The sequence below is a fragment of the Microvirga sp. 2TAF3 genome (assembly GCF_052114965.1).
In the GTDB taxonomy this organism is placed as follows: Bacteria; Pseudomonadota; Alphaproteobacteria; order Rhizobiales; family Beijerinckiaceae; genus Microvirga.
This window is the reverse complement of the sequence record NZ_JBFRFT010000002.1, coordinates 295,917-320,555: the sequence shown is the minus strand read 5'-3', so window position 1 is coordinate 320,555 and position 24,639 is coordinate 295,917. Positions and strand designations below refer to the sequence as shown.

Here is a 24,639-nt window from a genome sequence, read left to right as displayed (position 1 = left end):
AGGTGGCCTGACGGCCCTTAGCCTATGACCGATTCCATCGCGGCCCCGCGCATCAGCGTCGTTGTGCCCGTCAAGAACGAGGCCCTGAACGTTCTCCCCCTCGTGGAGGAGATCGAGCGCGCCTGCGCCCCCTTGGGTCCGTTTGAGGTGATCTATGTGGACGACGGCTCGACGGATGAGACGGCCGAGACGGTCGTGACAGCCCGCCGGACGCGGCCCTGGCTCCGCCTCGTCAAGCATGAGGCAAGCTGCGGCCAGAGTGCGGCGGTCCGCACCGGCGTCCATGCGGCGCGCGGGCACATCGTCGTCACTCTGGACGGCGACGGGCAGAACGATCCCGCCTTCATCCCGCAACTGGTGGCGGCGCTGGACAATCCCGGCACCGCCCTGGCGGCGGGGCAGCGCATCGGGCGAAAAGGCACTTATAAAAGGTGGCAGTCGCGCGTCGCCAACGGGGTCCGCGGAAAGATCCTGAAAGATGGAACGCGGGACACGGGCTGCGGGCTCAAGGCCTTCAGGCGCGACGTCTATCTTCGCCTGCCTTATTTCGATGCCTTGCATCGCTTCATGCCTGCGCTCGTCAAGCGCGAGGGCCACGCGATCGCCCATGTGGATGTGGTCGATCGCGATCGCCATGCGGGGAAATCCAACTACGGGATGTTCGACCGGCTCTGGGTCGGCATTCTCGACCTGGCGGGCGTATGGTGGCTGCTTCGCCGCCGCCGACGTGTGCCGGTCGCTCGGGAGATCGTCTGATGCTGATGCGCCTGTCGCACGACCTTGGTCTTTATCTGTACGACATCGTCGTCGCGCGCTTTGACCTCTGGGCCGCGTTCGGCGTGCTGGCTCAGTTCGTCTTCGGTGCACGCTTTCTGGTGCAATGGATCGCGAGCGAAAAGGCGGAACGCAGCGTCATCCCGGTCGGTTTCTGGTTCCTGTCGATTTCCGGTGGCCTGATGACCCTGATCTACGGTTTCGCTCGGCGGGACCTTGTCATCATTCTCGGCCAGCTCTTCTCGATCTTCATCTATATCCGCAACCTGATGCTGATCTCGAAGGAAGCGAAGACCAAGGCTCAGGCAAGGGCCAAGGCCCAGGCGGAAGCCGAGACCGAGGCGGAAACCGCGGCGGGATAGATCAGAGAGGCCTCCCGCCGCTTAAGCCTTGGATCACGCTGCTTTGGCGTCCGTTTCCCGCAGGCGGGCGAAGCCGGAATCCAGATCGCGCTTGAGATCGTCGAGATCCTCCAGGCCGATATGGAAGCGCAGGGCGTGTCCTCCGGGCGCCCACTTGGTCGCCGTACGATAGGTCGCGCAATCGAACGGAATCACGAGACTCTCGAAGCCGCCCCAGGAATAGCCCATGCCGAACAGGGCAAGGCCGTCGAGCATGGCGGCGAGCGCATGGTCGGAGCAGGGCTTGAGGATGACCGAGAACAGGCCCGATGATCCCTTGAAGTCGCGCTTCCAGATATCGTGGCCGGGATAGGTCTCCAGGGCCGGGTGGAGAACCTGCGCCACCTCCGGACGGGCCTGGAGCCAGCGAGCCATGTCGAGGGCCTGCTTTTCATGCTCGCGCAGCCGCAGCGCCATGGTGCGAAGGCCGCGCAACCCGAGGAATACGTCCTCCGGACCCGGGCACATGGCGAAGGCGTCGTAGGTCTCGCGCAGCGCCTTGAAGCAGCGCGCATTGGCCGAGACCATACCGAGCAGCAGGTCGGACCCGCCGCTGAGATATTTCGTGCCCGCCTCGATGGCGATGTCCACGCCGCGCTCATGGGGCGGGAAGAGGAGGGGGGTTGCCCAAGTGTTGTCCATGATCACCACGGCGCCGTGACGGTGCGTCACCTCGGCAATGGCGGGGATGTCCTGCATCTCGAAGGATTGCGAACCGGGCGCTTCCGTAAGGACCGCCGCCGTGTTCGGTTTGAACAGGGCCTCGATGCCGGATCCGACCAGCGGGTCGAAATAAGTGGTTTCCACACCAAAATTTTTCAGGATGCCGTTGCAGAACTGGCGGGTCGGCAAATAGACCGAATCCGTCACCAGAAGATGGTCGCCCGCTTTGAGGCAGGACATGAGTGCGAGGGTGACTGCGGCGAGCCCGGAGGGGGCGAGCACCGTGCCGGTGGCGCCCGTCATTTCGGTCCATGCCTTTTCGAGCGCTTCCGTCGTCGGTGTGCCTTTCGTTCCATAGGAATAACGGCCGCGCCGGTGCAAGAGATCGTCCGTCGTCGGGTAGAGAACGGTCGAGCCGCGATAGATCGGCGTGTTCACGAAACCGTGCTGCTCGGAAGGGTCCCGTCCGGCATGGACGAGGCGGGTGCGTTCGCCGAGATTGGCGGGCTTGGAAGGAGCTTTGGTCATTGCTTCAGACGGTTGATGGCGGGAGCTTCGATGTGAGGCTGCAGCCATGTTTACGTCAACCCCGGAGGAAAACACGATTCCATCAAGACTTGACCGGTGATCAATCATAGAATGTGATAGTTTGGATACCGTATCGCTCGAAACAGGGCGGAGCGGTCCAACAGGGAACTCGGCTGGGCTTCGGACAATTCGCCGAGCCAAGTGTAATTTGGGAGAATATACCAACATGAAAAAGGCCATCGTATCGATCGCCTTCGGCCTGATGACGGCCAGCCTGGCTGCGACGGGCGCTTCGGCCCAGGCGACCCTCGCCAGCGTGAAGCAGAAGGGTTACCTGACCTGTGGCTCGAACACGGGCCTCGCCGGCTTCGGCCTCCCGGATGCCCAGGGCAACTGGAACGGCCTGGACGTCGAGTTCTGCCGCGCCATGTCGGCGGCCATCTTCGACGACCCGACCAAGATTCGCTTCATTCCGCTCGCCGCCAAGGACCGCTTCACGGCGCTCCAGTCGGGCGAGGTCGACGTTCTGGCCCGTAACTCCACGGTGACCATGTCGCGCGACACGCAGCTCGGTCTCGATTTCCCGGCGGTCAACTTCTATGACGGCCAGGGCTTCATGGTCCGCAAGAAGCTCGGCGTTTCGTCCGCCAAGGAGCTGAACGGCGCGTCCATCTGCACCCAGCAGGGCACCACGACCGAGCTGAACCTCGCGGACTATTTCCGCGCCAATAACATGAAGTACGAAGTCGTGGCCTTCGCGACCTCGGACGAGACGTTCAAGGCTTATGACGCCGGCCGCTGCGACGCGTTCACCACCGACGCTTCCGGCCTCTATGCCGAGCGCCTGCGCGCCTCGAACCCGGACGACCACATCGTTCTGCCGGAAATCATCTCCAAGGAGCCGCTGGCCGTGGCGGTCCGCCATGGCGACAACCAGTGGGGCGATATCGTCCGCTGGACCCATAACGCCATGCTGAACGCCGAAGAGCTCGGCGTGACCAAGGCCAATGTCGACCAGATGAAGAACTCCGACAATCCGGAGATCAAGCGTCTTCTCGGCACCGAGGGCAAGTTCGGTGAAGCGGTCGGCCTCACCAACGATTGGGCCGTCCGGATCATCAAGCACGTGGGCAACTATGGCGAGAGCTTCGAGCGCAATGTCGGCGAGGGCTCCAAGCTGAAGATCAAGCGCGGCCTCAACGCACAGTGGACGAAGGGCGGCCTGCAATACGGCCTTCCGATCCGCTAAGCGAGTTCGGGGCGTCCGGAGCGATCCGGGCGCCCCATCCGAAACTGCCGATAGGGCAGGTCGTCGCCGGCATGAAAAAAGTAGGGCGGCCCAAAAACAACAAGTCGTCAGAGGATGGGTTCAGTGCAGACCGTTGTCAGCCAGGCATCACAGCCTAAAAAATCGTTCCTGTACGATCCCAATGTACGCGGAATTTTCTACCAGGTTCTTCTGGTCAGTGTCGTCGCGTACCTGTTCTACATGGCGGCAACGAACGCCATTGATAACTTAAGACGGGCGAAGATCGCCTCGGGATTCGGCTTCCTTGAAAACACCGCCGGCTTCGATATCAGCCAGACGCTGATTTCGTTCAGCGCTGCCGGCTCGACCTACGGCGACGCTTTCATCGTCGGCCTTCTGAATACGCTCATCGTCTCCGCCATCGGCATCGTCTTCGCGACCATCCTCGGCTTCGCGATCGGCATCGCGCGCCTGTCGACCAACTGGATGGTGGCTAAGGTCGCGATGGTTTATGTCGAACTTTTGCGGAATATCCCGCTGCTGCTGCAATTGCTGTTCTGGTACATTGCGGTGCTCGGGCCTTTGCCTCAGCCGCGCGATTCCTACTCGATGGGCGCCGGGTTCTTCCTGAATTCCCGCGGCCTGTTCATGCCGCGTCCCATCTATGCGGCGGATGCGTGGGTGATGGGCGCCGCTTTCGCGATCGGAGTCGTCGGAACCATCGTGTTCAGGCGCTGGGCCAAGAAGCAGCAGGCATCGACGGGCCGTCAGTATCCTGTCGGACTCGTCACCCTTGGGCTGGTCCTCGGACTGCCGATTCTCTCATGGCTGGTCCTGACTCTGGCCAACGCCAATCCCATCAGCTTCGACATGCCTCAGAAGGGCACCTTCAATCTTCGGGGCGGAATGCAGGTTCTCCCCGAATTCGTCGCGCTTCTCGTCGGGCTGACGACGTACACCGCCGCTTTCATCGCAGAGGTGGTGCGCGCCGGCATCCTTGCCGTCTCGAAAGGGCAGACGGAGGCTTCGGGGTCGCTTGGCCTCAAGCCAGGACAGACGCTCCGGCTCGTGGTGATCCCGCAGGCCATGCGCGTCATCATCCCGCCGCTGACGAGCCAATATCTCAACCTGACGAAGAACTCTTCGCTCGCCGTCGCGATCGGCTATCCCGATCTCGTGCAGGTTTTCATGGGCACGGTCCTCAATCAGACCGGACAAGCCATCGAAGTCGTGGTGATCACCATGGGCGTATACCTGACGATCAGTCTCGTGACCTCGTTCTTCATGAACATGTATAATCGCCGCGTGGCGATTGTTGAACGGTAGGAAATCCCATGAACACCGCCGTCGACATGTCTCACTTCGTCCGCTCCGACCAGATCGAAGCGCTGCCTCCGCCGAACCTCGCACGCGGGCCTATCGCCTGGGCGCGGGAGAACCTTTTCTCGAGTACGACCAATACGATTTTGACATTGGCAGTTGCCTATCTGCTCTATGTCCTCATTCCGCCGGTCGTCGATTTCCTCTTCATTAACGCGGTTTGGACGGGGACGGATCGCAGCGCCTGCCGCGCCGAGATGGCAGGGCACCCAGTCGGAGCCTGCTGGGCGTTCATCGTCGATAAGATCAATTTCTTCACCTACGGCTCATATCCGGCCGCCGAGCGCTGGCGGGTCAATGTCTTCTTCGCCCTCCTTGCCCTCGGCGTCGGCTGGCTTCTGTGGCTGAGGGCGCCGCGCAGGGACCTGGGAGCGATCTATTTCTTCTGGCTCTTCCCGGTGCTGTCCTACATCCTGCTGACCGGCGGCAATATCGATCTGGGGCTTGGTTTCTGGACCAAATTCGCCATCGTCAGCATCCTTTTCGTCGCGGCACTTGTATTGGCGGCCCGCCTGCTCAAGACGTCGATGCGCTCCGCCGCACTCATCGGTGGGGGCATCGTCGCGGTGGTGGGCATCACATTGGCTCTTATCGCTTTCGATTGGGGCCTGCGGCCGGTGCCGTCGGCGTTCTGGGGCGGCATTCTCGTCACTCTGCTCGTGGCGACGGTGGGGATCGTCTTTTCGCTTCCCTTCGGAATTCTGCTGGCTCTGGGACGGCGATCGAAACTGCCGATCCTGCGGCTCGCCTCGGTCATCTTCATCGAGTTCGTCCGCGGCGTGCCGCTGATCACCGTGCTGATCATGGCGAATACGATGCTGCCGCTCTTCCTGCCTGCCGATATGACGGTGGACCGGTTGGCCCGTCCGCTGGTCGGCGTCGCGTTCTTCGCCTCCGCCTATATGGCCGAGGTGGTGCGCGGCGGCCTCCAGGCGATGCCGAAGGGCCAATATGAAGGCGCGATGTCCTTAGGGCTCAACTACCCGCAGATGATGGTCTTCATCATACTGCCGCAGGCGCTGCGGATCGTGATCCCCGGAATCGTGAATACGTTTATCGGGTTATTCAAGGATACGTCGCTGGTATCGGTCGTCGGCATCTTCGACCTGGTCAAGACAATCGAGGCATCCCGCATCGATCCCAACTGGGCGGCGCCGACGATCAGCTACACGGGCTACGCCTTTGCGGCCTTGTTCTACTTTATCTTCTGCTTTGGCATGTCGCGGTATTCGCTCGGCGTCGAGCGGCGCCTCGCGGCAGGTCAGAATCGGTGAAACCCATGGCAACGACAATGACAGCTCAACAGATCCGCGCAGCGGCTCTCGACCCCACCGCCGAGGCGGCGATCGAGATGATCGGGGTGCACAAGTGGTATGGCGAGTTCCACGTGCTGCGCGACATCAACCTGAATGTGCGGCGCGGCGAACGCATCGTGATCTGCGGACCTTCGGGGTCGGGCAAATCGACCTTGATCCGCTGCATCAACCGGCTGGAAGAGCACCAGAAGGGCCGCATCATCGTCAACGGCACCGAGCTGACCAACGACCTCAAGCGTATCGACGAGGTGCGCCGCGATGTCGGCATGGTGTTCCAGCACTTCAACCTCTTCCCGCATCTCACCATCCTCGAGAACTGCACGCTGGCGCCGATCTGGGTCAAGAAGATGCCCAAGAAGGAAGCCGAGGAGGTCGCCATGAAATACCTGACCCGGGTCAAGATCCCGGAGCAGGCGAACAAATATCCGGGTCAGCTCTCCGGCGGCCAGCAGCAGCGCGTGGCGATTGCCCGCTCGCTCTGCATGAGCCCGAAGATCATGCTGTTCGACGAACCGACCTCGGCGCTCGATCCGGAGATGGTCAAGGAAGTGCTCGACACCATGGTGAGTCTCGCCGAAGAGGGCATGACCATGCTCTGCGTGACGCACGAGATGGGCTTCGCCCGTCAGGTGGCGGACCGGGTGATCTTCATGGATTACGGCCAGATCGTCGAGATGAATACGCCCGACGCGTTCTTCAAGAACCCGCAGCACGAGCGCACCAAGCAGTTCCTCGCGCAGATCCTGCACTGAGAGCCGGCGACATCGGGCAATCCTCATCCGTCATTCCGGGACGGCCCACAGGGCCGGGCCCGACCCGAAGGGCCGCGCGAAGCGGAAACCTATAACCGCCGACGATCTAGAGCATCGTGCGCAAAAGTGAATCCGGTTTTGCGGTCACACGATGCGCCATAAAAAGAATCTAGAGCGGAGGGCGATTCCGTGAAATCGTCCTCCGCTCTAGGAAATGGCGCAGTGGTTCTCGCTACGCCTTACCCGGAACTGTCAGCGGCCATGTAATTCCCCCTCGGGACAGGCTCTCGCTTTCACCCGCGCTGAAATGAAGGGCGAGGGGTTTTCTCGCCCGGCCTCGTTGACGAGGAACAATTTCATGCAATGTTAATTCACGTTGGTCCGATCATGTCCTGCATGGGACTTCGATTCGGAGAGGCGTGAAGCGAGGTGATGCATGAGAATGCCGGAGGCGCGCGACGGCGACCGTCCGGTCGTCGTCGACAATCTTCTCTTCAATTCCAGACGGGTGCTGATCATCGGCGAGATCAATCACCGGCTGGCCAAGGATGTCGTCTCCCAGCTCTACGCCTTGGCGGCAGCGAGCGACGATCCCATCACCGTCGTGATATCCTCGCCCGGCGGGCATGTGGAATCGGGTGACCTGATCTTCGACACGATCCGTTTCATCAAACCGAAGGTCATCGTGATCGGGTCGGGCTGGGTCGCAAGCGCCGGGGCCTTGATCTACGTCGCGGCGGAGAGGGCGAATCGCTATTCGCTGCCGAACACCCGCTTCCTTCTGCACCAACCTTTCGGCGGCGTCGGCGGAACGCAGACGGAGATCGCCATTCAGGCGCGCGAGATGGAAAGGATGCGGCTGCGGCTGAACAAGATTTTCGCTGAAGCCACCGGACAGTCTCTCGAGAAGATCGAAAAGGACAGCGACCGCGATTTCTGGCTCAACGTGGAGGAGGCCAAGGCCTATGGCCTCGTCGGGCGGATCATTTCCTCGGAACTGGAGCTGCTGGCAGCGGCTTGAGGGAGCGGGGAGTGACCGGCTATCGCTGGATAGAGACGATCGGAGCCGACAGGGAGCGCGAGTTCTTCGAGCTCTGTTGTCAGGAAAGGCTGTTTCCCTTCTACGAAAAGCTCGGCTTCGAGCAGGGCTCGTCCAGGCTGATGTTTCACACGCGGTAGTGCATCTGTCATGCACAGGCAGGATGGGGCACGTCACGCCTTGCGTGCCGGCCCCGTTTCTAGCGGCAGATCCTCCCGCGATCCCCATTCCGCCCAGGATCCGTCGTAGATCGCCTTTGCCGGATGTCCGACCGTTTCGAGCGCCAGCGCCAGGATGGCGGCCGAGACGCCGGAGCCGCAACTCGTGATAACCGGGCGCTCGGGATCGACGCCGGCCCGGGTGAGCGCCTGCTCGATCCCCGTCTTGTCCTTCAACCGGCCGTTTTCGACGATCTCCGCGAAGGGGAGATTGAGACTGCCCGGCATATGTCCCGACCGCACACCCGGGCGGGGTTCCGGCATTTCGCCGCGGAAGCGGTCGACAGGCCGGGCATCGACGACCTGGATCGCTCCCGATTGCAGCGCGCTCTTCATATCCGTCACATCGGCGACGGCTGCGTCGTCGAAGGATGCCGTGAAAGCACGAGGGGCGAGAGCCTGCCCCGGACCGGTTTCGACAGGCCGCCCTTCGGCGCGCCAGGCTGGAAAGCCACCTTCGAGGATCGAGACATCGCTCGCCCCGAAAACGCGAAAGGTCCACCACACTCTCGGTGCCGAAAAAAGCCCAGCGCCGTCATAAACGATGATCTTCGTACCGTCGCCGATTCCCATGGCGCCGACCTGGGCCGCGAAATCCTCCGGCGACGGCAGCATATGGGGCAGGGGAGAGGACGTGTCCCGAACCGTGTCGATATTGAAGCGAATCGCCCCGGGAATATGGCCGGCGAGATACTCGGCTTCCGGGTCGCGGTTTTGCGTCGGGAGATACCAGGAGCCGTCGACGATCACGACGCTCGGATCGTCCAGATGCTCCTGGAGCCAGCCGGTGGACACGAAAGGATAAGGCATCTGAATAGCTCCCGGTGGAACGGAATGATTTGCGGTGAAGCCCTGTTCGTCAATCGACAAGCGACATGCGCACGCGGCGGTTCTGCTTGCCCTTCTTCTCGATATCCGTGATCGCCACTGTGCCGATCTCGCTCGTGCGGCGCACATGCGTTCCACCGCAGGGTTGAAGATCGATGCCCTCGATCTCGACGAGGCGCACGCGGCCCGATCCGCGCGGTGGCTTCACGGACATGGTCTTCACCAGTCCCGGATTGGCATCGAGCTCCTCGTCGGTGATCCAGCGCTCGGTGACCGGCGCGTCGCGGGCGATCAGGGCATTGAGCTTGTCGGTCAGGTCGGCCTTGTCGAGGCCTGCATCGGGAATGTCGAAATCGAGCCGTCCGTCCCCATCCGCAATGGCGCCGCCGGTGACGGGGTAGGGCAGAACGACGCTCAAGAGATGCAAGGCGGTGTGAACGCGCATGCGCTTGAAGCGGCGCGCCCAATCGAGCTGTATCTCCACCGTTTCTCCCGGCGTGAAGCGCGCGGCCGCATCCGGACCTACCAGATGCACGACCTGCGAGCGATCGGCCCCATAGACGGTGTTGGTGATGGCGATCTCCTCGCCGTCACGCCGGATGATCCCCACATCCCCCGGCTGGCCGCCTCCTTGAGCGTAGCAGATCGTCCGGTCGAGAATGACACCGCCTTCCGGCGTGACGCCGACAACGTTTGCCTGGCAGGTTTGGGCATAGGCGTCATCGCGAAAGAGAAGCGTAGTGGCGGTCATGATCATCCCAGGGAAAAAATTATTTTGTCGCATGCGAAGCGAAGGGCGCGATGCTGGGCCCAACAACCACACGGGGTCAAGCCGGATTGCAGTATTCAGGTCTCTGCAACGCGCAAGTTGCGGAAAGCTTCGAGTGCGCGCTCCCGCGCCGGGCCATGCGGAACGACGGGATGGGGATAGGTTTCTCCGAGTACGATTCCCGCTGTGCGCAGCACGTCCGGCGGCGCTTCCCAGGGCTTGTGGATAAAGGATGAGGAAAGTTTTGACAGCTCGGGAACATAAGCCCGCACATAATCGCCTTGCGGGTCGAATTTTTCGCCCTGACCGACAGGATTGAAGATGCGGTGGAACGGCGCGGAATCGGGGCCTGAACCGGCAATCCATTGCCAGCTGAAAGCGTTGTTGGCGGGATCCGCATCGACGAGCGTGTCCCAGAACCATCTTTCGCCCTGCCGCCAATCGGTCAGAAGGTGTTTGACCAGAAACGACGCCGCGATCATGCGCACGCGGTTGTGCATCCAGCCGGTCTGCCAGAGCTGCCTCAAACCCGCATCGACGATCGGATAGCCGGTATGGCCCGTCTGCCAGGCTTTGAGAGCCTGCGCATCATCAGTCCAGGGAAAATGCTCGAATCGGCGGCTATGCGGCGCGTCGGGCAGGTGCGGGTGTTGGTAGAGAAGCTGGCAGCAGAATTCGCGCCACGCCACTTCGCTCAGGAGCTTTTCCGCATCGTCTTCCAGCCCATCGCGCCGAGCCAGGATGGCATGCCACACTTGGCGCGGACTGATTTCGCCGAATCGAAGATGCGGCGATAGGCGCGTGGTCCCGGCCATTCCCGGAAAATCCCGATTTCTCGCGTATCCGGGCAATCCGGCATCGAGAAAATCCTCGAGTTTCTGCCGCGCAGCCGCTTCGCCGCGCTGCCAATGAACTGAGAATCCCTGCGCCCAATCGGTCTTTGAGGGTTCGAGATTCAAGTCCGTAAGGTTCAGGTTCGAATCGAGGATCGATGACGGCCACCGCCCTGCCGGAATCGTACGGGGAGCAGGGAGGGGTTTTGGTACCGGCCGGGAGCTCACGGCGCGGAAATAGGGCGTGAAAACCTGAAAAGGCCGGCCGGATTGATTCTTGACCTCCCACGGCTCGTTGATGAGCCGGCCGTTGAAGCTCTGCACGGTGATTCCGCGCTCCGAGAGGCGTTTCTTGATGGTAGTGTCGATGGCGATTTCCGCAGCCATGTAGCGCCGATTCCAGAAAATGGCGGAGGGATTCGTTGCGGTTACGATCCGCTTGATGACCGCCTCGGCTGGGCCCTTCATCAGAATCAATCGCGCGCCCATAGCTGTCAGGGATTCGTCGAGAGCCTGAAGCGACCCATGCAACCACCAGCGCGCGGAGCCGCCGAGAGGGCGGATTCCGGGAGACGATTCGTCGAGAATGAAAAAGCAGAGAAGCGGCGCTCCGCTTTCGATGGCGGCCGTCAGGGCCGGGTTATCGGCAAGCCGGTAATCGTCGCGAAACCAAACAAGGGCTGGGCCAGCCAAGCTTTTCCCCATCAGAAGAGTATTTTTCAGGCCGGTGCCGACAAAACACAGCGTTGGGCCCATTGCAGCGGAGGGTGCTGCATGGAAGGCTGAAGTCAATTGTCATGGGAGAAAATTGGCTCCGGCGGTAGGATTCGAACCTACGACCAACGGATTAACAGTCCGCTGCGCTACCGCTGCGCCACGCCGGAATAGTGCCATACCTGTTCGAAAGGCTCGGTAAACCTTCCGTGAGCCGGGCTTTCTGGAGAGCCAGATGCCGTGTCGGCCTCAAGGTGGGGTGGCATATACCACGGGTTCAGCCGGTTGCAAGTCCCTTAAGTCAGACTCATGTCATAAAACAGGCTGTTGCTCTTTGGGGGGACGCTCTGCTATGGAGCAGCCGTCGCGTTCGCGGCACGCCCCGGATGGCCTCGTGGCGGAGTGGTTACGCAGAGGACTGCAAATCCTTGCACCCCGGTTCGATTCCGGGCGAGGCCTCCAACCGATTTTCTGAGGCAATTCATGGTCGATTTCACGCAAGCGCGCCGGATGATGGTCGATAGCCAGCTGCGCACTTTCGATGTGAATGACATCCCTCTGTTGGATGCCATGGATAGCATTCCCCGGGAGCGCTTCGTGCTCCCCGGTCGTGAAGACCTCGCCTATATCGATCAGGATCTGCTCGTGGGCGAGGGGAGCGAGCGCCGCTACATGCTCTCGCCGATGATCCTGGCCCGCATGATCCAGGCCCTCGAGGTCGATACCGGTGACAAGGCGCTCGATGTCGCCTGCGGGCGGGGATATTCCTCTGCGGTCCTGTCCGAGCTCGGCGCGGAAGTCACAGCGCTCGAATCCAATGAGGCCCTCGCGGCTGCTGCGCGCCAGAGTCTGGCGGAGACCAGTTTCGATGGCGTTACGGTCAAGGTTGGTCCTCTCGACAAGGGCTGCCCCGAAAACGGCGGTTATGACGTCATTCTCGTCAACGGCGCCGTGGACTCCCGCCCCGACGCGCTTCTCGCGCAGCTTGCGGATTTGGGCCGGCTCGTTTGCATCAAAGGGCGCGGCCGTTCGGCCAAGGCGACGATTTATGTCCGCTCGGGCGATGCCTTCGGCGAGCGTGGGCTGTTCGATGCCGCAGCCCCCATCCTGGCCGCATTCGAAGCGAAGCCGGGTTTCGTTTTCTAGGTTCCGCGGCGGCGAAACGGGCGCCCCTTTAGCCATAAAAAATGCGGTCCTTCAGTAACTTAGGGCCGATTACGGTTCTGCTGGGCGAGGGGCGGTTCTAAGTCCGTGAATAGTGTCGCTTTTTTGCGCCACCTTCTTAATATTCGCTCCTAAGCTCGACAGTCCCGATTGCCGCGGCGCGTCGCATGGGTATTGTTTCGCTTTGAGTCGAGTTGGTTAAGAAATTTAGTGCTAAGGTAAGCGGATAGAACCGCGGTGGACCGATAGGCAGGTGGGCGTGAACGGAAAGCGATTTTGCAAAAAGGGCCGCGTATACTTCGGCGTAATGACTTCGGTCCTGGTGCTGATGGGCGCGAGCGGCGTCTCTGCCGAGACGCTGGAGAGCGCCTTGGCCCGCGCCTATGGCAATAACCCATCCCTGAACGCCCAGCGCGCCAATGTCCGTGCGACGGACGAAAACGTTGCTCGCGCGAAATCCGGCTACCGGCCGCAGGTCAACGCTTCTGCTGATGCCGGTCGTTCCTTTACCGATATCCATCGTCCCGGCACCGGTGGGCGGGGAGACACCACCGAACGCCTCAGCCCGCGTGGCTTCGGTGTCGAGATCGACCAGTCGATCTTCAACGGGTTCAGGACCGTCAATTCCGTTCGTCAAGCCGAATCGTCCGTTCTCGGCGCCCGCGAGACATTGAACAACAACGAGCAGAATACTCTGTTCGACTCCGCCACTGCCTATATGAACGTGTTGCGTGACACGGCGATCCTTGATCTCCAGCGCAACAACGTCGAGGTGCTGGACGAGCAGCTGCGCCAGACCCGTGATCGGTTCAACGTGGGCGAGGTCACCCGGACCGACGTGGCCCAGGCCGAATCCCGCCTCGCGGCGGCCCGTTCGCAGGTGAGTGTGGCGGAGTCGAATCTGCGCACCAGCATCGCCCAATACCGCCAGGTGATCGGGGTCGAGCCGCGCCAGCTGGCGCCAGGCCGTCCGCTGGATCGGGTTCTGCCCAAGTCGGTCGATGCCGCCCTCAAGGTCGCTCTCAACGAGCATCCCGCCATCAAGGCGTCGCAGCACGGGGTCGACGTGGCCGAGTTGCAGGTCCGGATCGAGCAAGGGGCTCTTGCGCCCCAGGTCGGCGTGCGGGGTACGGTCGCCCAGCGCTACGACAGCCAGATCGGTGGCGACAACATTCTCTCCGCTTCCGTGGTCGCGCAGCTGACTGTCCCGATCTATGACGGCGGCGTGGCCTATGCGACGACGCGGCAGGCCAAGGAAACCGCCGGTCAACGCCGGCTCGAGGCCGATTCGATTCGCGATCAGGTCCGTGCGGCGGTCATCTCCTCCTGGGGACAGCTCGAATCCGCCCGCGCACAGATCGTGGCTGCGCAGGCCCAGGTCGATGCGTCCGAGACGGCGCTCAACGGCGTCCGCGAAGAAGCCCGCGTCGGCCAGCGCACCACACTCGACGTGTTGAACGCGCAGCAGGAATTGCTGACCGCACGCGTCAACCTGATCACCGCGCAGCGTGACCGTGTCGTTGCGTCCTATGCGGTGGCGCAGGCGATGGGACGGCTGAACGCGCGCAGCCTGGGCTTGGCGGTCAACCACTACACGCCGAAGCTGCACTACGATCAGGTCAAGGATCTCTGGATCGGCCTGACGACGCCTGACGGGCGCTGATTGGCTGGTGAAAAAACCCGGGCAGTGTCATTTTGTACTGCCCGGCATCGCTTGCTTCTCCGCCAGCGCATGAAATACTCGACGCATTCGCAAGAATTTGATTCTTAAACATTTGATCGGATGCGGCGTATGAGTTCAGCGAATCCGAAGGTTCACGAGCCCTCGATGGACGAAATCCTGGCCTCTATCCGGCGCATCATCGCCGACGACCAGGAGGGAATGCGCGGATTTGCGGATGATAAGCCCTCCGACGCCTCTCCTTTGACGAACGTTCTCGATCTCGCCGAACGCCAAAACGTGCCGCTTTCACGACCCGCTCACCTTTCTTTCGAGGACGAAGACGATATTCTCGGCGAGGAAGAGAACCTGGACGATGAAATGCCGGATGACGAGCCCCCATTCGGAGCCTCCACCTCCGCATTCGTGAGATCCCACGAGCCCGAGCCTCCCGCCTACACCCCTGGAATTACCCGAATTCCGGAAACGGTGAGTGCGCCTTCTCCTCAGAAAGCGGCTCTCGTGAGTGAGGTTCGGGAGGCCCCGGTTGCCCGGAAGCCAGCGTCGGAAGGGCCCATGCCGGATAATCTTCTCTCCAACGCCGCCGATGAGTCCGTGGCCAGTGCCTTCACACGGCTCGGTTCCACTCTCATGCCGAGCAACCCGCGGACGCTGGAGGATGTGGTGGCGGATATGCTGCGGCCCATGCTCAAGGAGTGGCTGGACGACAATCTGCCGCCACTCGTCGAGCGGCTCGTTCAGGCCGAAATCGAGCGCATTTCCCGCAGCCGTCGCTGAGTTTGACCGGCATCGGTTGACTTCGCCCGATCCGTCCGGTTTGTAGCCGTCATGATGCGCGCCTTATTCGCGCCAACCTGCCGGTATTCACCATGATGGACAAGACGTTCGATCCCGCCGCCGTCGAGGCGCGTATTTCCACCCGCTGGGAAGAGGCTGAGGCCTTCAAGGCAGGCCGCTCGGATCGCAAGGATGCGCCACCCTATACAATCGTCATCCCGCCGCCGAACGTAACGGGCTCGCTCCATATGGGGCACGCCCTCAACAACACGATCCAGGACATTCTCTGCCGTTTTGAGCGCATGCGCGGCCGCGACGTGCTCTGGCAGCCCGGCATGGACCATGCAGGCATCGCCACCCAGATGGTGGTCGAGCGTCAACTCATGGAGCGCCAGATCCACCGTCGCGACCTCGGGCGCGACGAATTCGTCGCGCGCGTCTGGGAGTGGAAGGAGGAATCCGGCGGCCGGATCAAGGACCAGCTCAAGCGCCTCGGCGCCTCCTGCGACTGGTCCCGCGAGCGCTTCACCATGGACGAGGGCCTGTCCCGCGCCGTGCTGAAGGTGTTCGTGGACCTGTACAAGCAGGGCCTGATCTACAAGGACAAGCGCCTCGTGAACTGGGACCCGAAGTTCCAGACCGCCATTTCGGACCTCGAGGTGCAGCAGGTCGAGGTGAAGGGTAATCTCTGGCATATTCGCTATGCCATCGAGGGTGAGGCGGGCCGCTTCATCACAGTCGCCACCACCCGGCCGGAGACGATGCTGGGCGACGTGGCCGTTGCCGTCCACCCGGAGGACGAGCGCTACAAGGACCTGGTCGGAAAGCACGCCATCCTGCCGCTCATCGGCCGGCGGATCCCCATCGTGGCGGATGAATATTCCGATCCGGAGAAGGGCACCGGCGCGGTGAAGATCACCCCGGCGCACGATTTCAACGATTTCGATGTCGGCAAGCGCCACAAGCTGCCGCTCATCAACATCCTGGGCACCGAGGCGCAGCTTGCCCTCAACGGCAACGAGGCTTTCTTTGAGGAGCTTCCACCGTCGGACGACCTTCGGGCTATCCTGGCGCTCGATGGGTTCGATCGGGCCGAGGCGCGCAAGCGCATCGTCGCCATGCTGGAGGAGCGCGGCGATCTGGTCGAGATCGAGCCACATACGCACATGGTCCCCCACGGCGATCGTTCGGGTGTGGTGATCGAGCCCTATCTGACAGATCAATGGTACGTGAACGTGAAGCCGCTCGCCGAGCGGGCTCTCGGCGCCGTGCGCAAGGGCGAGACCAAGTTCGTGCCGGAAAACTGGGAGAAGACCTACTTCCAGTGGCTGGAGAACATCGAGCCCTGGTGCGTCTCGCGCCAGCTCTGGTGGGGCCACCAGATCCCGGCATGGTACGACGCTGATGGCAATGTCTATGTTGCGAATAGCGAGAACGAGGCAAAGGCCGAGGCCCGCGCCAAGCATGGCCATGACGTGCCGCTGACTCGTGACGAGGATGTGCTCGACACGTGGTTCTCCTCGGCCCTGTGGCCGTTCTCGACCCTCGGCTGGCCGGACGATACGCCGGAGGTGAAGCGCTATTATCCCACCAACACGCTTGTGACGGGCTTCGACATCATCTTCTTCTGGGTCGCCCGGATGATGATGATGGGCCTGCACTTCATGGAAGAGGTGCCCTTCGACACGGTCTATATCCACGCCCTCGTCCGTGACGAGAAGGGCGCCAAGATGTCGAAGTCGAAGGGGAACGTCATCGATCCTCTCAGCGTGATCGAGCAATACGGCGCGGACGCCCTGCGCATGACCCTTGCGGCCATGGCGGCGCAGGGGCGCGACATCAAGCTCAGCGTCCAGCGCGTTGAAGGCTATCGCAACTTCGCGACCAAGATCTGGAACGCCGCCCGCTTCGCCGAGATGAACGGTTGCGTGCGCACCGCGAATTTCGATCCGAGATCGGTGCAGGAGACGCTCAACAAATGGGCGCTCAGCGAGCTCGCCAAAGCCGTCGCAGAAGTGACGGCGGGCATCGAGGCCTACAAGTTCAACGAGGCTGCGCTTGCCGCCTATCGCTTCGTCTGGAACGTGTTCTGCGACTGGACGCTCGAACTGGCGAAGCCGGTGCTTCAGGGGCCCGATTCTTCCGCGAAGGAGGAGACGCGCGCCACCATCGCCTTCATCTTCGACGAGATCTCGAAGGTGCTGCATCCCTTCATGCCCTTCCTCACGGAGGAGCTGTGGGCGATCAAGGGGCGTGAGGGTCCGAAGCGCGAGAGCGTCCTGGCGCTGGCATCCTGGCCGTTGCTCGGGAACCTCATCGATGAGAAGGCCGAGGCCGAACTCGGCTGGGTGGTCGACCTCGTCACCGAAATCCGCTCCGCCCGCTCGGAGACGAACGTTCCTGCCGGCGCGCAGATCCCGCTCGCGCTGGTCTCGCCAGCGCCTTACGTGAAGGATCGCATCGCGGTCTGGGGTGATATCATCAAGCGCCTCGCGCGCCTGTCGGAGATCTCCTATGCGGATTCCGCGCCCAAGAGCTCCATCCAGCTCCTGATCCGGGGCGAGGTGGCGGCTCTGCCGCTGGAAGGCGTGATCGATCTCGCCGCCGAGCGCGCCCGCCTGCAGAAGGAAATCCAGAAGCTCGACGCCGACATCGCCAAGATCGATGCCAAGCTCGGCAACGCCGATTTCATCAAGCGGGCACCCGAAGAGGTGATCGAGGAGCAGCACGAGCGCCGCGAAGACGCCACGGCCCGCAAGGCCAAGATGGAAGAGGCGCTCGGCCGGTTGAAGGGTGCATGACGCGACCTGGATTCCCTCCCCCCTGCGGGGAGGGGCAGGGGTGGGGGTGGAACGACCGGGTGAGCGGCCTGCATGAAAAGCGGTATCGGCCTTGGTCTCTCTCCGAGCGTCCGCTGAGTTCCGACTTTACGACCCCCACCTCCAACTCCTCCCCGCAAGGGGGAGGAGAGTTCGCGCGGCTGCTTTTCAGCCGATCACGAAATCCACCAGCAGCTTCACGTTCAGCGCCACGATGATGGCGGCGATGATGGCGGCGAGGGCCGTCATCCAGCGGGGCGTCACCATCTCGCCCATCTTGGCCTTTGAGGCGGTCAGCGTCACCAGCGGAATGACGGCGAAGGGAAGCTGAAGGCTCAGCACCACCTGGCTCAGGATCAGAAGCCGCGCCGTGCCGCTCTCTCCATAGGCGATGGTGACGGCCGCCGCCGGGATGATGGCGAGGCCGCGGGTGATGAGTCGGCGCGCCCATGGCGCCAACTTGAAGTTGATGAACCCTTCCATGACGATCTGGCCCGCCATGGTCGCCGTGACGGTGGAATTCAGGCCGCAGCAGAGCAGGGCGATGCCGAACAGCGTCGGAGCGATGGCGGCGCCGAGCAGGGGCTGAAGCAGGGTATAGGCCTCGCCGATCTCCGCGATGTCGGTCCGCCCGGCCTTGTGGAAGGCGGCGGCGGCCAGGATGAGCAATGACGCATTGATGGTCAGGGCGAACATCAGGGCGATGGTCGAGTCGAGCGTGGCATAGCGCAGGGCTTCGCGTTTCTCGTGAAGCGTGTCGCCATAGGCCCGTGTCTGCACGATGCCGGAATGGAGATAAAGGTTATGTGGCATGACCGTCGCGCCGAGAATGCCGAGCGCAAGATAAAGCATGTCCGGATTGGTGACGATCTCCGTCGTCGGCGCGAAGCCGCGGATCGCGCCGCCCCAGTCCGGATCGGCGAGAGCGATCTGGATGCCGAAGCAGACCGCGATCACGCCGAGAAGCGCGATGACGAAGGCCTCGACCCAGCGGAAGCCGAGGTTCTGCAGGTAGAGAATGAGAAAGACATCGAGCGCCGTCACCAGGACGCCGATTTCCAGTGGAAGGCCGAAGAGGAGATTGAGGCCGATGGCGGTGCCGATCACCTCCGCCAGATCTGTCGCGCAGATGGCGAGCTCCGCCAGTGCCCACAGAACCCATGAGACGGGCTTCGGATAGGCATCCCGGCAGGCCTGGGCGAGGTCGCGCCCGGTGGCGATGGCAAGCCGCGCGCAGAGAGCCTGGAGGATGATCGCCATGATGTTGGAGATCAGCGCCACGGAAAGCAGCGCATAGCCGTATTTCGAGCCGCCGGCGAGGGATGTGGCCCAGTTGCCGGGGTCCATGTAGCCCACGGCGACGAGGTAGCCGGGGCCGAGGAAGGCGGCCATGCGCCGCCATTTCGAGCCCGGTCGTACCGCGATGGAACGGCTCACCTCCGGCAAGGACGGCTGATGACGAGCGTGGCGCCAGCCGGAGGGAGCGCCAAGAGAAGAAGGTGTGGAGGAATCCATCGCGCTTTTCTGCAGTTGCAAACCATTTGCAATAAAAAGGTAGCTGGCGCGGGAGTGGGCCGCAAGGGGTGTTTTGTGGAAATCGAGAGAACTAAGGAAAATAGTACGGTGTTGAGCTTATCCTGGGAAACGGGACTTGCTGCCCTATGACCCCAGGGTGCCGGCCGGCAGCGGCAGGTTGAAGCGTGACAAGCGCCGCCTGTTTTGCTCTAGCTGAGCGACAACCGGGCTTTCACGCCTCGGACTACGGAGGGACTATGCTCGAGAGTGTCCTGATCGCCAATCGCGGCGAGATCGCGTGCCGCATCATTCGCACCGCCAAGCGGTTGGGGCTGCGCACCATCGCCGTGTATTCCGAGGCGGATGCCGATGCGCTCTTCGTCCAAATGGCCGATGAGGCCCATCTCATCGGCCCGGCGCCTGCCCGGGACAGCTATCTCCGGATCGACCGGATCATCGAGGTTGCCAAACGCACGGGCGCGGCTTCCATCCATCCGGGTTACGGTTTTCTTTCCGAGCGCGCCGAATTCGCCGAGGCCTGCGCGAAAGCTGGCATCGTCTTCGTCGGCCCGCCTGCCTCCGCAATCAGCGCCATGGGGCTGAAGGATGCGGCCAAGGCTTTGGCCCAGCAGGCCGGCGTGCCGGTCGTTCCCGGCTATCACGGCTCCCGGCAGGAGCCGGATTTCCTGCGCCAGAAGGCCTATGAGGTCGGCTATCCCGTTCTCATCAAGGCCGTCGCAGGCGGCGGCGGCAAGGGTATGAAGCGGGTCGACAAGGCCGCCGGTTTCGACGCCGCGCTGGAAAGCGCGCAGCGCGAGGCGCAAAGCGCCTTCGGCGACCCGCGCGTTCTGATCGAGAAATACGTGCTCTCGCCCCGGCATATCGAGATTCAGGTTTTTGCCGATGCCCATGGCAACGTGGTGCATCTTTTCGAGCGTGATTGTTCGCTTCAGCGCCGTCACCAGAAGGTGATCGAGGAAGCACCCGCGCCGGGCATGACGCCCGAGATGCGCGCCATCATGGGCAAGGCCGCCGTCGAGGCCGCGCGCGCCGTCGGCTATGTGGGCGCCGGCACGGTGGAATTCATCGCCGATGGACGTGAAGGGCTGCATCCTGAGCGCTTCTATTTCATGGAGATGAACACCCGGCTCCAGGTGGAGCATCCGGTGACCGAGGCGATTACCGGGCTCGACCTCGTGGAACTGCAATTCCGTGTGGCCTCCGGTGAGAAGCTGCCTTTCACGCAAGCCGATCTCGCGATTGACGGCCACGCCGTCGAGGCGCGGCTTTACGCGGAGGATCCCGAGAGGGAGTTTTTGCCGTCCACGGGCAAGCTCTGGGCGCTGGATTTTCCCGAAGGGGAGGGACTGCGCGTCGATATGGGCGTCGAGGCCGGAGACGAGGTCACGCCCTATTACGATCCGATGATCGCGAAGGTCATCGCGCATGCCGCGACACGCGACAAAGCTCTGGCGCGGCTGGCCGAGGCGCTCGGCGAGACCATCGTCGCGGGCCCGAAGACGAATGTCGCCTTCCTGAAGAAGCTCTGCGAGGCGAAGGAGTTTCGCGAGGGACATTTCGATACGGGTTTCATCGACCGCAATATGGAGGGCCTCGGCGCGGTTGCGCAGCAGACGGATGGGGAAGCCGTCCGTCTAGGCGTGCTGAAGCTGTTCGATGTCGATTTCGATGAAAGCAGCTATCGCGCTTCGATCTTTAACGGCCCCGTACCTTCGCCCTGGGATGATCGTGATGGGTTCCAACTCAGCGGAGCGCGTCGCCAGAGCTTCCCCGTGCTGATCGACGGCGAGCGGGCGGATGTTCTGCTGCAATGGCCTGAGCCCAGTCAGGCTTCCGCCAATATCAATGTCGCGGCCCGTTGGGCGGATGGCACATCGCGCATGCTCGACGACTACATGTCGAAGGACCCGCGAAACTTCGTCCTCACGGACGATGGCGTCATCGTACTCCGCAACGGTCGCCAGACGCGGGTATCCCTCTACGATCCCTTCAATGTGGATCTCGAACATCTGAATGGCGGCGACTCCGTGAAGGCGCCCATGCACGGCAAGCTCATCGCCGTATTCGTGAAGCCGGGGGACAGGGTCGAGAAGGGCCAGCGGCTCGCCATCGTCGAGGCCATGAAGATGGAGCATGCCCTCATCTCGCCTGCGGACGGGGAGGTGGCCGAAATCGCCGCCGAGCCGGGAGCGCAGGTGGCGGAAGGGGCGCGGCTCGTCGTTCTCAAGACTGAAGGGTGACCTGCGGCGCAAAGCCGGGTTTTCCCCATTTCCAGCACGTGGTTCAACATTCGTATGTCACTTCACCTCATCAAGCTCTGCGTCGGCTGCGAGTCGATCACCGACCTCGAGGAATGGATCGAGGAAAACCGGGTTCATCACCGGCGCCTCGGCCGCGACTATGAGCAGACCCATACGACACGGATGATGCCGAAGCGGGGCGACGAGCTTCTCGACGGAGGATCGCTTTACTGGGTGATCAAGGGGCATGTCGCCTGCCGCCAGAGGCTTTTGGACGTGCGGCCCTTCACCGATGCGGACGGCATCGGGCGCTGCCGTCTGATACTGGAGCCGAAGGTCATTCCGGTCGAGCCGCGCCCCTACCGGCCATTCCAGGGCTGGCGCTATCTCAACGGGAAAGATGTGCCCCGCGACATTGACCTCAAGGCGGGCGATCTGGCTAAGATGCCGGAGGACATGCGCCGCGAACTGGCGGAGTTGGGGCTTCTTTGACGATGACTCGCTTTATGATGAGAGCCGGGCCCATTCTGGCCCTCCTGCTGGCTGGCACCATGCCAGCCATGGCGAAGGATTGCCGCATACCGGAAGGTGCGCTCGGCCCCCAGGTACAGGCCCTGCCGGGGTGCAAGGCGCCTGCCAAATCCAAGGCGCCTGAAGCCCGATTGCAGGCGGGCGCCGGACAAGGGGCAGGCTTCGTCGATCTTGGCAACGGAACCCAGGTGCGTGTCAGCGGACGCGTCCGCGCGGAGGGCGGCTTCCGGCGTTAGCCTTTAGGTCAGTATCCGTTCATGGAACCGCTGTGCCGCGATTCGCATTGGCTTAGCAGTTCAGTTGAGTGGAGGTTGCGATGCTTCTGACCGCATCTGAGGGCCGGCACTGGCGTTATGAAGTGTGCGAACATACGGATGGATATCTCGTCCAGATGCGCGATCTCCAGACCGGCGATCTGGACGAGGAATTCTCCACCATCTTCAGAACTCTCCCCGTGGCTTTCGCCTATGCCGAAATGTCGGCCGCCTACGAGAGATATGCGGCGTCCGAAGCCGACCAGGCGGAAAGCGAAGAAATCGAGTTCGATGTCGAAGCAACCGAGCGTCATTTCATCGACTTGAGCGACCGGCTTCACGATATCGGCATCAACGGCGTCGTCGTTCAGACCTGGGAGCGTGAGAGCCAGCGGAGTTCCGCGCGCCTCCTGCACTGAGGAGGTTACACGGCAATATTATCGATCAGGCGCGTTTGACCCAGCCTTGCCGCGACAAGAAGGCGAAGCGGGCCTGACATTGCGGTGGGCGGAGCCAGAGCCCCGGTGTCGCGAAGCTCCAGATAATCGACCTGGAAACCTGCTTTCGACAAAACGGCGCATCCGGCTTCGATGATATTGGCCGGATTGCCCCCTGCACGAAGAGCCTCGGCGCAGGAACTCAAGGTCCGGAACAGAGAGGCCGCCAGTTCGGCCTCTCCATCCGAGAGAAAACGGTTGCGGGACGATAGGGCGATACCGCTTGCCTCCCGCACTGTCGGGCCCGGAAGAATGCGGACGGGCATATGCAGGTCTTCGACCATCCGCTCGATGACCTTGAGTTGCTGAAAATCCTTCCCGCCGAACACCGCGATATCGGGCTGGACCTGATTGAGGAGTTTGGCGACGATCGTCGCGACGCCCTCGAAATGCGTCGGACGGAATCGATCCTTGAGATCGACGCTTGCCGGTCCCGACAGCCTGACTCGCGTCACATCGCCCGGCGGATACATCTCCTGGACGTTCGGCGCGAAGACAAGATCGGCGAGACCCGTCCACATCCTGCGATCGTCCTCGAAAGTGCGCGGATATTTCGAGAAATCCTCGCCGGGCGCGAATTGAGTCGGATTGACGAAAATCGATGCGACGACCCGGTCGCCCTCGTGGCGAGCCAGGCGGACGAGGGAGAGAGGGCCCTCGTGAAGTGCGCCCATGGTCGGGACCAGGGCGATGCGCCGGCCTGCCTGTCTCCAGCCGGAAACGGTTTCGCGCAAGGCGTCCACGGGCTCGATGACCGGAACCGATGGCATCGCTCATCCCCATAAAGACGCCATGTCGCTAAAGCATGATCCAAAAAAGAGTGGAAACCGGTTTTTCCGAACAAGATCATGCGGCATTAAAGAGCAAGGGTCCGACCGAACCGTGCAATGTCCTAGATCCGCGCATTTACAAAAGACCATGCTCCGCCCACATGACGAGCGGGAACGAAGAACATGATGCTGCTTTACGGGATCGCCGCCGCCGCTCTTCTGTGGTGGCTCACCAAGGCTTTCGTCCACTCCGATACCGCGGTGGTTGCCAAGGCGCTCAAGGTGGTGGCCGGAGTCGTAGCGCTCGGAGCCGCCGCTGTCCTGGGCCTGCGGGGTCGGATCGACATGGCGCTGCTTCTGGGCGGGTTCGCCGCCTGGGCGCTCGGCTGGAGCGGGCTCAAGCTTCCCGGAATCTGGCGCAGGACTCAAGGTGCGGCAGGCCGCTTCTCGCGCATTCGCTCGGCCATGATCGAGATGGAGATCGACCATACGACCGGAGCACTCGGCGGCATGGTCCTGGCCGGAGCCTATGCTGGGCGGAGCCTGTCCGACCTCGATCAGACAGGCCTGCGTCGGGTCTACGACGAGTGCCGCGCCTTCGATCCGGAAGGCGTGGCGCTTCTAGAGGCTTATCTTGATCGCCGGTTTGCCGGCTGGCGTGAACACGCTCAGGGTGATCGTGACCCGAGGTCGCGCGCTCGTGCGCAGCCGGGCGCGATGTCGAAAGAGGAAGCCTACCAGATCCTGGGGCTTCAGCCGGGCGCGAGCGTCGATGAGATCCGACAGGCGTATCGGACGCTCATGAAGAAACTCCATCCCGACCAGGGGGGGACGGCGCATCTCGCTGCTCGCGTCAACGAGGCGCGAGAAATTTTGTTGAGCCGACATCGCTGATACTCCACGCGC

Annotated in this window: 23 protein-coding genes and 2 tRNA genes; 18 read left to right on the top strand and 7 right to left on the bottom strand. The window is 62.4% G+C overall.

What is annotated here, in order from left to right:
* Positions 1–24: 24 nt before the first annotated feature.
* Positions 25–756: a glycosyltransferase family 2 protein gene (locus tag AB4Y97_RS03960; protein ID WP_441997699.1), complete on the top strand. Its 732-nt coding sequence runs from the start codon at positions 25–27 to the stop codon at positions 754–756.
* Entirely contained in the window at positions 756–1,136 is a 381-nt protein-coding gene (locus AB4Y97_RS03955; protein WP_441997698.1) for a lipid-A-disaccharide synthase N-terminal domain-containing protein, read from the top strand. The genes AB4Y97_RS03960 and AB4Y97_RS03955 overlap by 1 nt, the downstream gene beginning before the upstream one ends.
* Before the next feature lie 33 nt (positions 1,137–1,169).
* Here AB4Y97_RS03955 and metC read toward each other — a convergent pair whose 3' ends face one another.
* Entirely contained in the window at positions 1,170–2,366 is a 1,197-nt protein-coding gene (gene metC / locus AB4Y97_RS03950; protein ID WP_441997697.1) for a cystathionine beta-lyase, read from the bottom strand.
* 226 nt (positions 2,367–2,592) lie between these two features.
* Between metC and AB4Y97_RS03945 the strand changes: the two genes are divergently transcribed.
* The 6 genes from AB4Y97_RS03945 (at position 2,593) to AB4Y97_RS03920 (ending at position 8,242) form a co-directional block, all read left to right on the top strand.
* On the top strand, positions 2,593–3,615 hold the full coding sequence (locus AB4Y97_RS03945; RefSeq protein ID WP_441997696.1) for an amino acid ABC transporter substrate-binding protein: 1,023 nt from the start codon (positions 2,593–2,595) through the stop codon (positions 3,613–3,615).
* Positions 3,616–3,729: 114 nt separating this feature from the next.
* Positions 3,730–4,941, top strand: coding sequence for an amino acid ABC transporter permease (locus tag AB4Y97_RS03940; RefSeq protein ID WP_441997695.1), 1,212 nt, complete (start codon positions 3,730–3,732; stop codon positions 4,939–4,941).
* A gap of 8 nt (positions 4,942–4,949) precedes the next feature.
* Positions 4,950–6,269 (top strand): amino acid ABC transporter permease, encoded by a 1,320-nt coding sequence (locus AB4Y97_RS03935; RefSeq protein ID WP_441997694.1) that lies wholly within the window; start codon positions 4,950–4,952, stop codon positions 6,267–6,269.
* Positions 6,270–6,346: 77 nt separating this feature from the next.
* Positions 6,347–7,063: an amino acid ABC transporter ATP-binding protein gene (locus tag AB4Y97_RS03930; protein WP_441997758.1), complete on the top strand. Its 717-nt coding sequence runs from the start codon at positions 6,347–6,349 to the stop codon at positions 7,061–7,063.
* Positions 7,064–7,499: 436 nt separating this feature from the next.
* Positions 7,500–8,084 (top strand): ATP-dependent Clp protease proteolytic subunit, encoded by a 585-nt coding sequence (locus tag AB4Y97_RS03925; RefSeq protein WP_441997693.1) that lies wholly within the window; start codon positions 7,500–7,502, stop codon positions 8,082–8,084.
* A gap of 11 nt (positions 8,085–8,095) precedes the next feature.
* Entirely contained in the window at positions 8,096–8,242 is a 147-nt protein-coding gene (locus AB4Y97_RS03920; RefSeq protein ID WP_441997692.1) for a hypothetical protein, read from the top strand.
* Positions 8,243–8,275: 33 nt separating this feature from the next.
* Here AB4Y97_RS03920 and sseA read toward each other — a convergent pair whose 3' ends face one another.
* The 4 genes from sseA to AB4Y97_RS03900 all read right to left on the bottom strand — a co-directional run bounded on the left by sseA (position 8,276) and on the right by AB4Y97_RS03900 (position 11,634).
* A complete protein-coding gene (gene sseA, locus AB4Y97_RS03915) occupies positions 8,276–9,130 on the bottom strand; it encodes a 3-mercaptopyruvate sulfurtransferase (RefSeq protein WP_441997691.1) in 855 nt (284 codons plus the stop codon).
* 49 nt (positions 9,131–9,179) lie between these two features.
* A complete protein-coding gene (locus AB4Y97_RS03910; protein ID WP_441997690.1) occupies positions 9,180–9,899 on the bottom strand; it encodes an alanyl-tRNA editing protein in 720 nt (239 codons plus the stop codon).
* Positions 9,900–9,994: 95 nt separating this feature from the next.
* Positions 9,995–11,443: a cryptochrome/photolyase family protein gene (locus tag AB4Y97_RS03905; RefSeq protein WP_441997689.1), complete on the bottom strand. Its 1,449-nt coding sequence runs from the start codon at positions 11,441–11,443 to the stop codon at positions 9,995–9,997.
* A gap of 116 nt (positions 11,444–11,559) precedes the next feature.
* A tRNA-Asn gene (locus AB4Y97_RS03900) sits at positions 11,560–11,634 on the bottom strand.
* A 218-nt stretch (positions 11,635–11,852) separates the two neighbouring features.
* Here AB4Y97_RS03900 and AB4Y97_RS03895 point away from each other — a divergent pair.
* The 5 genes from AB4Y97_RS03895 to AB4Y97_RS03875 all read left to right on the top strand — a co-directional run bounded on the left by AB4Y97_RS03895 (position 11,853) and on the right by AB4Y97_RS03875 (position 17,887).
* A tRNA-Cys gene (locus AB4Y97_RS03895) sits at positions 11,853–11,926 on the top strand.
* A gap of 21 nt (positions 11,927–11,947) precedes the next feature.
* A complete protein-coding gene (locus AB4Y97_RS03890; RefSeq protein WP_441997688.1) occupies positions 11,948–12,610 on the top strand; it encodes a protein-L-isoaspartate O-methyltransferase family protein in 663 nt (220 codons plus the stop codon).
* 325 nt (positions 12,611–12,935) lie between these two features.
* Positions 12,936–14,291, top strand: coding sequence for a TolC family outer membrane protein (locus AB4Y97_RS03885; RefSeq protein ID WP_441997687.1), 1,356 nt, complete (start codon positions 12,936–12,938; stop codon positions 14,289–14,291).
* A 129-nt stretch (positions 14,292–14,420) separates the two neighbouring features.
* Complete coding sequence (locus tag AB4Y97_RS03880) at positions 14,421–15,086, top strand: DUF2497 domain-containing protein (RefSeq protein WP_441997686.1); 666 nt, start codon at positions 14,421–14,423, stop codon at positions 15,084–15,086.
* A gap of 92 nt (positions 15,087–15,178) precedes the next feature.
* A complete protein-coding gene (locus AB4Y97_RS03875) occupies positions 15,179–17,887 on the top strand; it encodes a valine--tRNA ligase (protein WP_441997685.1) in 2,709 nt (902 codons plus the stop codon).
* A 186-nt stretch (positions 17,888–18,073) separates the two neighbouring features.
* Here AB4Y97_RS03875 and AB4Y97_RS03870 read toward each other — a convergent pair whose 3' ends face one another.
* A complete protein-coding gene (locus tag AB4Y97_RS03870; RefSeq protein ID WP_441997684.1) occupies positions 18,074–19,420 on the bottom strand; it encodes an Nramp family divalent metal transporter in 1,347 nt (448 codons plus the stop codon).
* A gap of 257 nt (positions 19,421–19,677) precedes the next feature.
* On the opposite strand from AB4Y97_RS03870, the gene AB4Y97_RS03865 reads away from it, so the two are divergent.
* From AB4Y97_RS03865 to AB4Y97_RS03850, 4 genes are all read left to right on the top strand, one after another.
* Positions 19,678–21,681, top strand: a complete 2,004-nt coding sequence (locus AB4Y97_RS03865) for an acetyl/propionyl/methylcrotonyl-CoA carboxylase subunit alpha (protein ID WP_441997683.1) — start codon at positions 19,678–19,680, stop codon at positions 21,679–21,681.
* Positions 21,682–21,735: 54 nt separating this feature from the next.
* Positions 21,736–22,173 (top strand): DUF1489 family protein, encoded by a 438-nt coding sequence (locus AB4Y97_RS03860; protein ID WP_441997682.1) that lies wholly within the window; start codon positions 21,736–21,738, stop codon positions 22,171–22,173.
* A 14-nt stretch (positions 22,174–22,187) separates the two neighbouring features.
* Positions 22,188–22,448, top strand: a complete 261-nt coding sequence (locus AB4Y97_RS03855; RefSeq protein ID WP_441997681.1) for a hypothetical protein — start codon at positions 22,188–22,190, stop codon at positions 22,446–22,448.
* An 80-nt stretch (positions 22,449–22,528) separates the two neighbouring features.
* Positions 22,529–22,885: a hypothetical protein gene (locus AB4Y97_RS03850; RefSeq protein ID WP_441997680.1), complete on the top strand. Its 357-nt coding sequence runs from the start codon at positions 22,529–22,531 to the stop codon at positions 22,883–22,885.
* 5 nt (positions 22,886–22,890) lie between these two features.
* On the opposite strand, the gene panC is transcribed toward AB4Y97_RS03850, so the two are convergent.
* Positions 22,891–23,733, bottom strand: coding sequence for a pantoate--beta-alanine ligase (gene panC, locus AB4Y97_RS03845; RefSeq protein WP_441997679.1), 843 nt, complete (start codon positions 23,731–23,733; stop codon positions 22,891–22,893).
* A gap of 183 nt (positions 23,734–23,916) precedes the next feature.
* Between panC and AB4Y97_RS03840 the strand changes: the two genes are divergently transcribed.
* Positions 23,917–24,627 carry a DnaJ domain-containing protein gene (locus tag AB4Y97_RS03840; protein ID WP_441997678.1) on the top strand — a complete coding sequence of 237 codons (711 nt, stop codon included), beginning with the start codon at positions 23,917–23,919 and terminating at the stop codon, positions 24,625–24,627.
* Positions 24,628–24,639 lie beyond the last annotated feature (12 nt).

Excerpts from the sequence above, each read along its gene's own strand:
- AB4Y97_RS03955 (WP_441997698.1), top strand. The coding sequence starts at position 756 with ATGCTGATGCGCCTGTCGCACGACCTTGGTCTTTATCTGTACGACATC.
- AB4Y97_RS03855 (WP_441997681.1), top strand. The coding sequence starts at position 22,188 with ATGATGAGAGCCGGGCCCATTCTGGCCCTCCTGCTGGCTGGCACCATG.
- AB4Y97_RS03960 (WP_441997699.1), top strand. The coding sequence starts at position 25 with ATGACCGATTCCATCGCGGCCCCGCGCATCAGCGTCGTTGTGCCCGTC.
- sseA (WP_441997691.1), bottom strand. The coding sequence starts at position 9,130 with ATGCCTTATCCTTTCGTGTCCACCGGCTGGCTCCAGGAGCATCTGGAC.
- AB4Y97_RS03910 (WP_441997690.1), bottom strand. The coding sequence starts at position 9,899 with ATGACCGCCACTACGCTTCTCTTTCGCGATGACGCCTATGCCCAAACC.
- AB4Y97_RS03890 (WP_441997688.1), top strand. The coding sequence starts at position 11,948 with ATGGTCGATTTCACGCAAGCGCGCCGGATGATGGTCGATAGCCAGCTG.
- AB4Y97_RS03925 (WP_441997693.1), top strand. The coding sequence starts at position 7,500 with ATGAGAATGCCGGAGGCGCGCGACGGCGACCGTCCGGTCGTCGTCGAC.
- AB4Y97_RS03870 (WP_441997684.1), bottom strand. The coding sequence starts at position 19,420 with ATGGATTCCTCCACACCTTCTTCTCTTGGCGCTCCCTCCGGCTGGCGC.
- AB4Y97_RS03875 (WP_441997685.1), top strand. The coding sequence starts at position 15,179 with ATGATGGACAAGACGTTCGATCCCGCCGCCGTCGAGGCGCGTATTTCC.
- AB4Y97_RS03940 (WP_441997695.1), top strand. The coding sequence starts at position 3,730 with ATGGGTTCAGTGCAGACCGTTGTCAGCCAGGCATCACAGCCTAAAAAA.
- AB4Y97_RS03935 (WP_441997694.1), top strand. The coding sequence starts at position 4,950 with ATGAACACCGCCGTCGACATGTCTCACTTCGTCCGCTCCGACCAGATC.
- AB4Y97_RS03930 (WP_441997758.1), top strand. The coding sequence starts at position 6,347 with ATGATCGGGGTGCACAAGTGGTATGGCGAGTTCCACGTGCTGCGCGAC.
- AB4Y97_RS03860 (WP_441997682.1), top strand. The coding sequence starts at position 21,736 with ATGTCACTTCACCTCATCAAGCTCTGCGTCGGCTGCGAGTCGATCACC.
- AB4Y97_RS03885 (WP_441997687.1), top strand. The coding sequence starts at position 12,936 with ATGACTTCGGTCCTGGTGCTGATGGGCGCGAGCGGCGTCTCTGCCGAG.
- AB4Y97_RS03880 (WP_441997686.1), top strand. The coding sequence starts at position 14,421 with ATGAGTTCAGCGAATCCGAAGGTTCACGAGCCCTCGATGGACGAAATC.
- AB4Y97_RS03865 (WP_441997683.1), top strand. The coding sequence starts at position 19,678 with ATGCTCGAGAGTGTCCTGATCGCCAATCGCGGCGAGATCGCGTGCCGC.
- AB4Y97_RS03850 (WP_441997680.1), top strand. The coding sequence starts at position 22,529 with ATGCTTCTGACCGCATCTGAGGGCCGGCACTGGCGTTATGAAGTGTGC.
- metC (WP_441997697.1), bottom strand. The coding sequence starts at position 2,366 with ATGACCAAAGCTCCTTCCAAGCCCGCCAATCTCGGCGAACGCACCCGC.
- AB4Y97_RS03840 (WP_441997678.1), top strand. The coding sequence starts at position 23,917 with ATGATGCTGCTTTACGGGATCGCCGCCGCCGCTCTTCTGTGGTGGCTC.
- AB4Y97_RS03945 (WP_441997696.1), top strand. The coding sequence starts at position 2,593 with ATGAAAAAGGCCATCGTATCGATCGCCTTCGGCCTGATGACGGCCAGC.
- panC (WP_441997679.1), bottom strand. The coding sequence starts at position 23,733 with ATGCCATCGGTTCCGGTCATCGAGCCCGTGGACGCCTTGCGCGAAACC.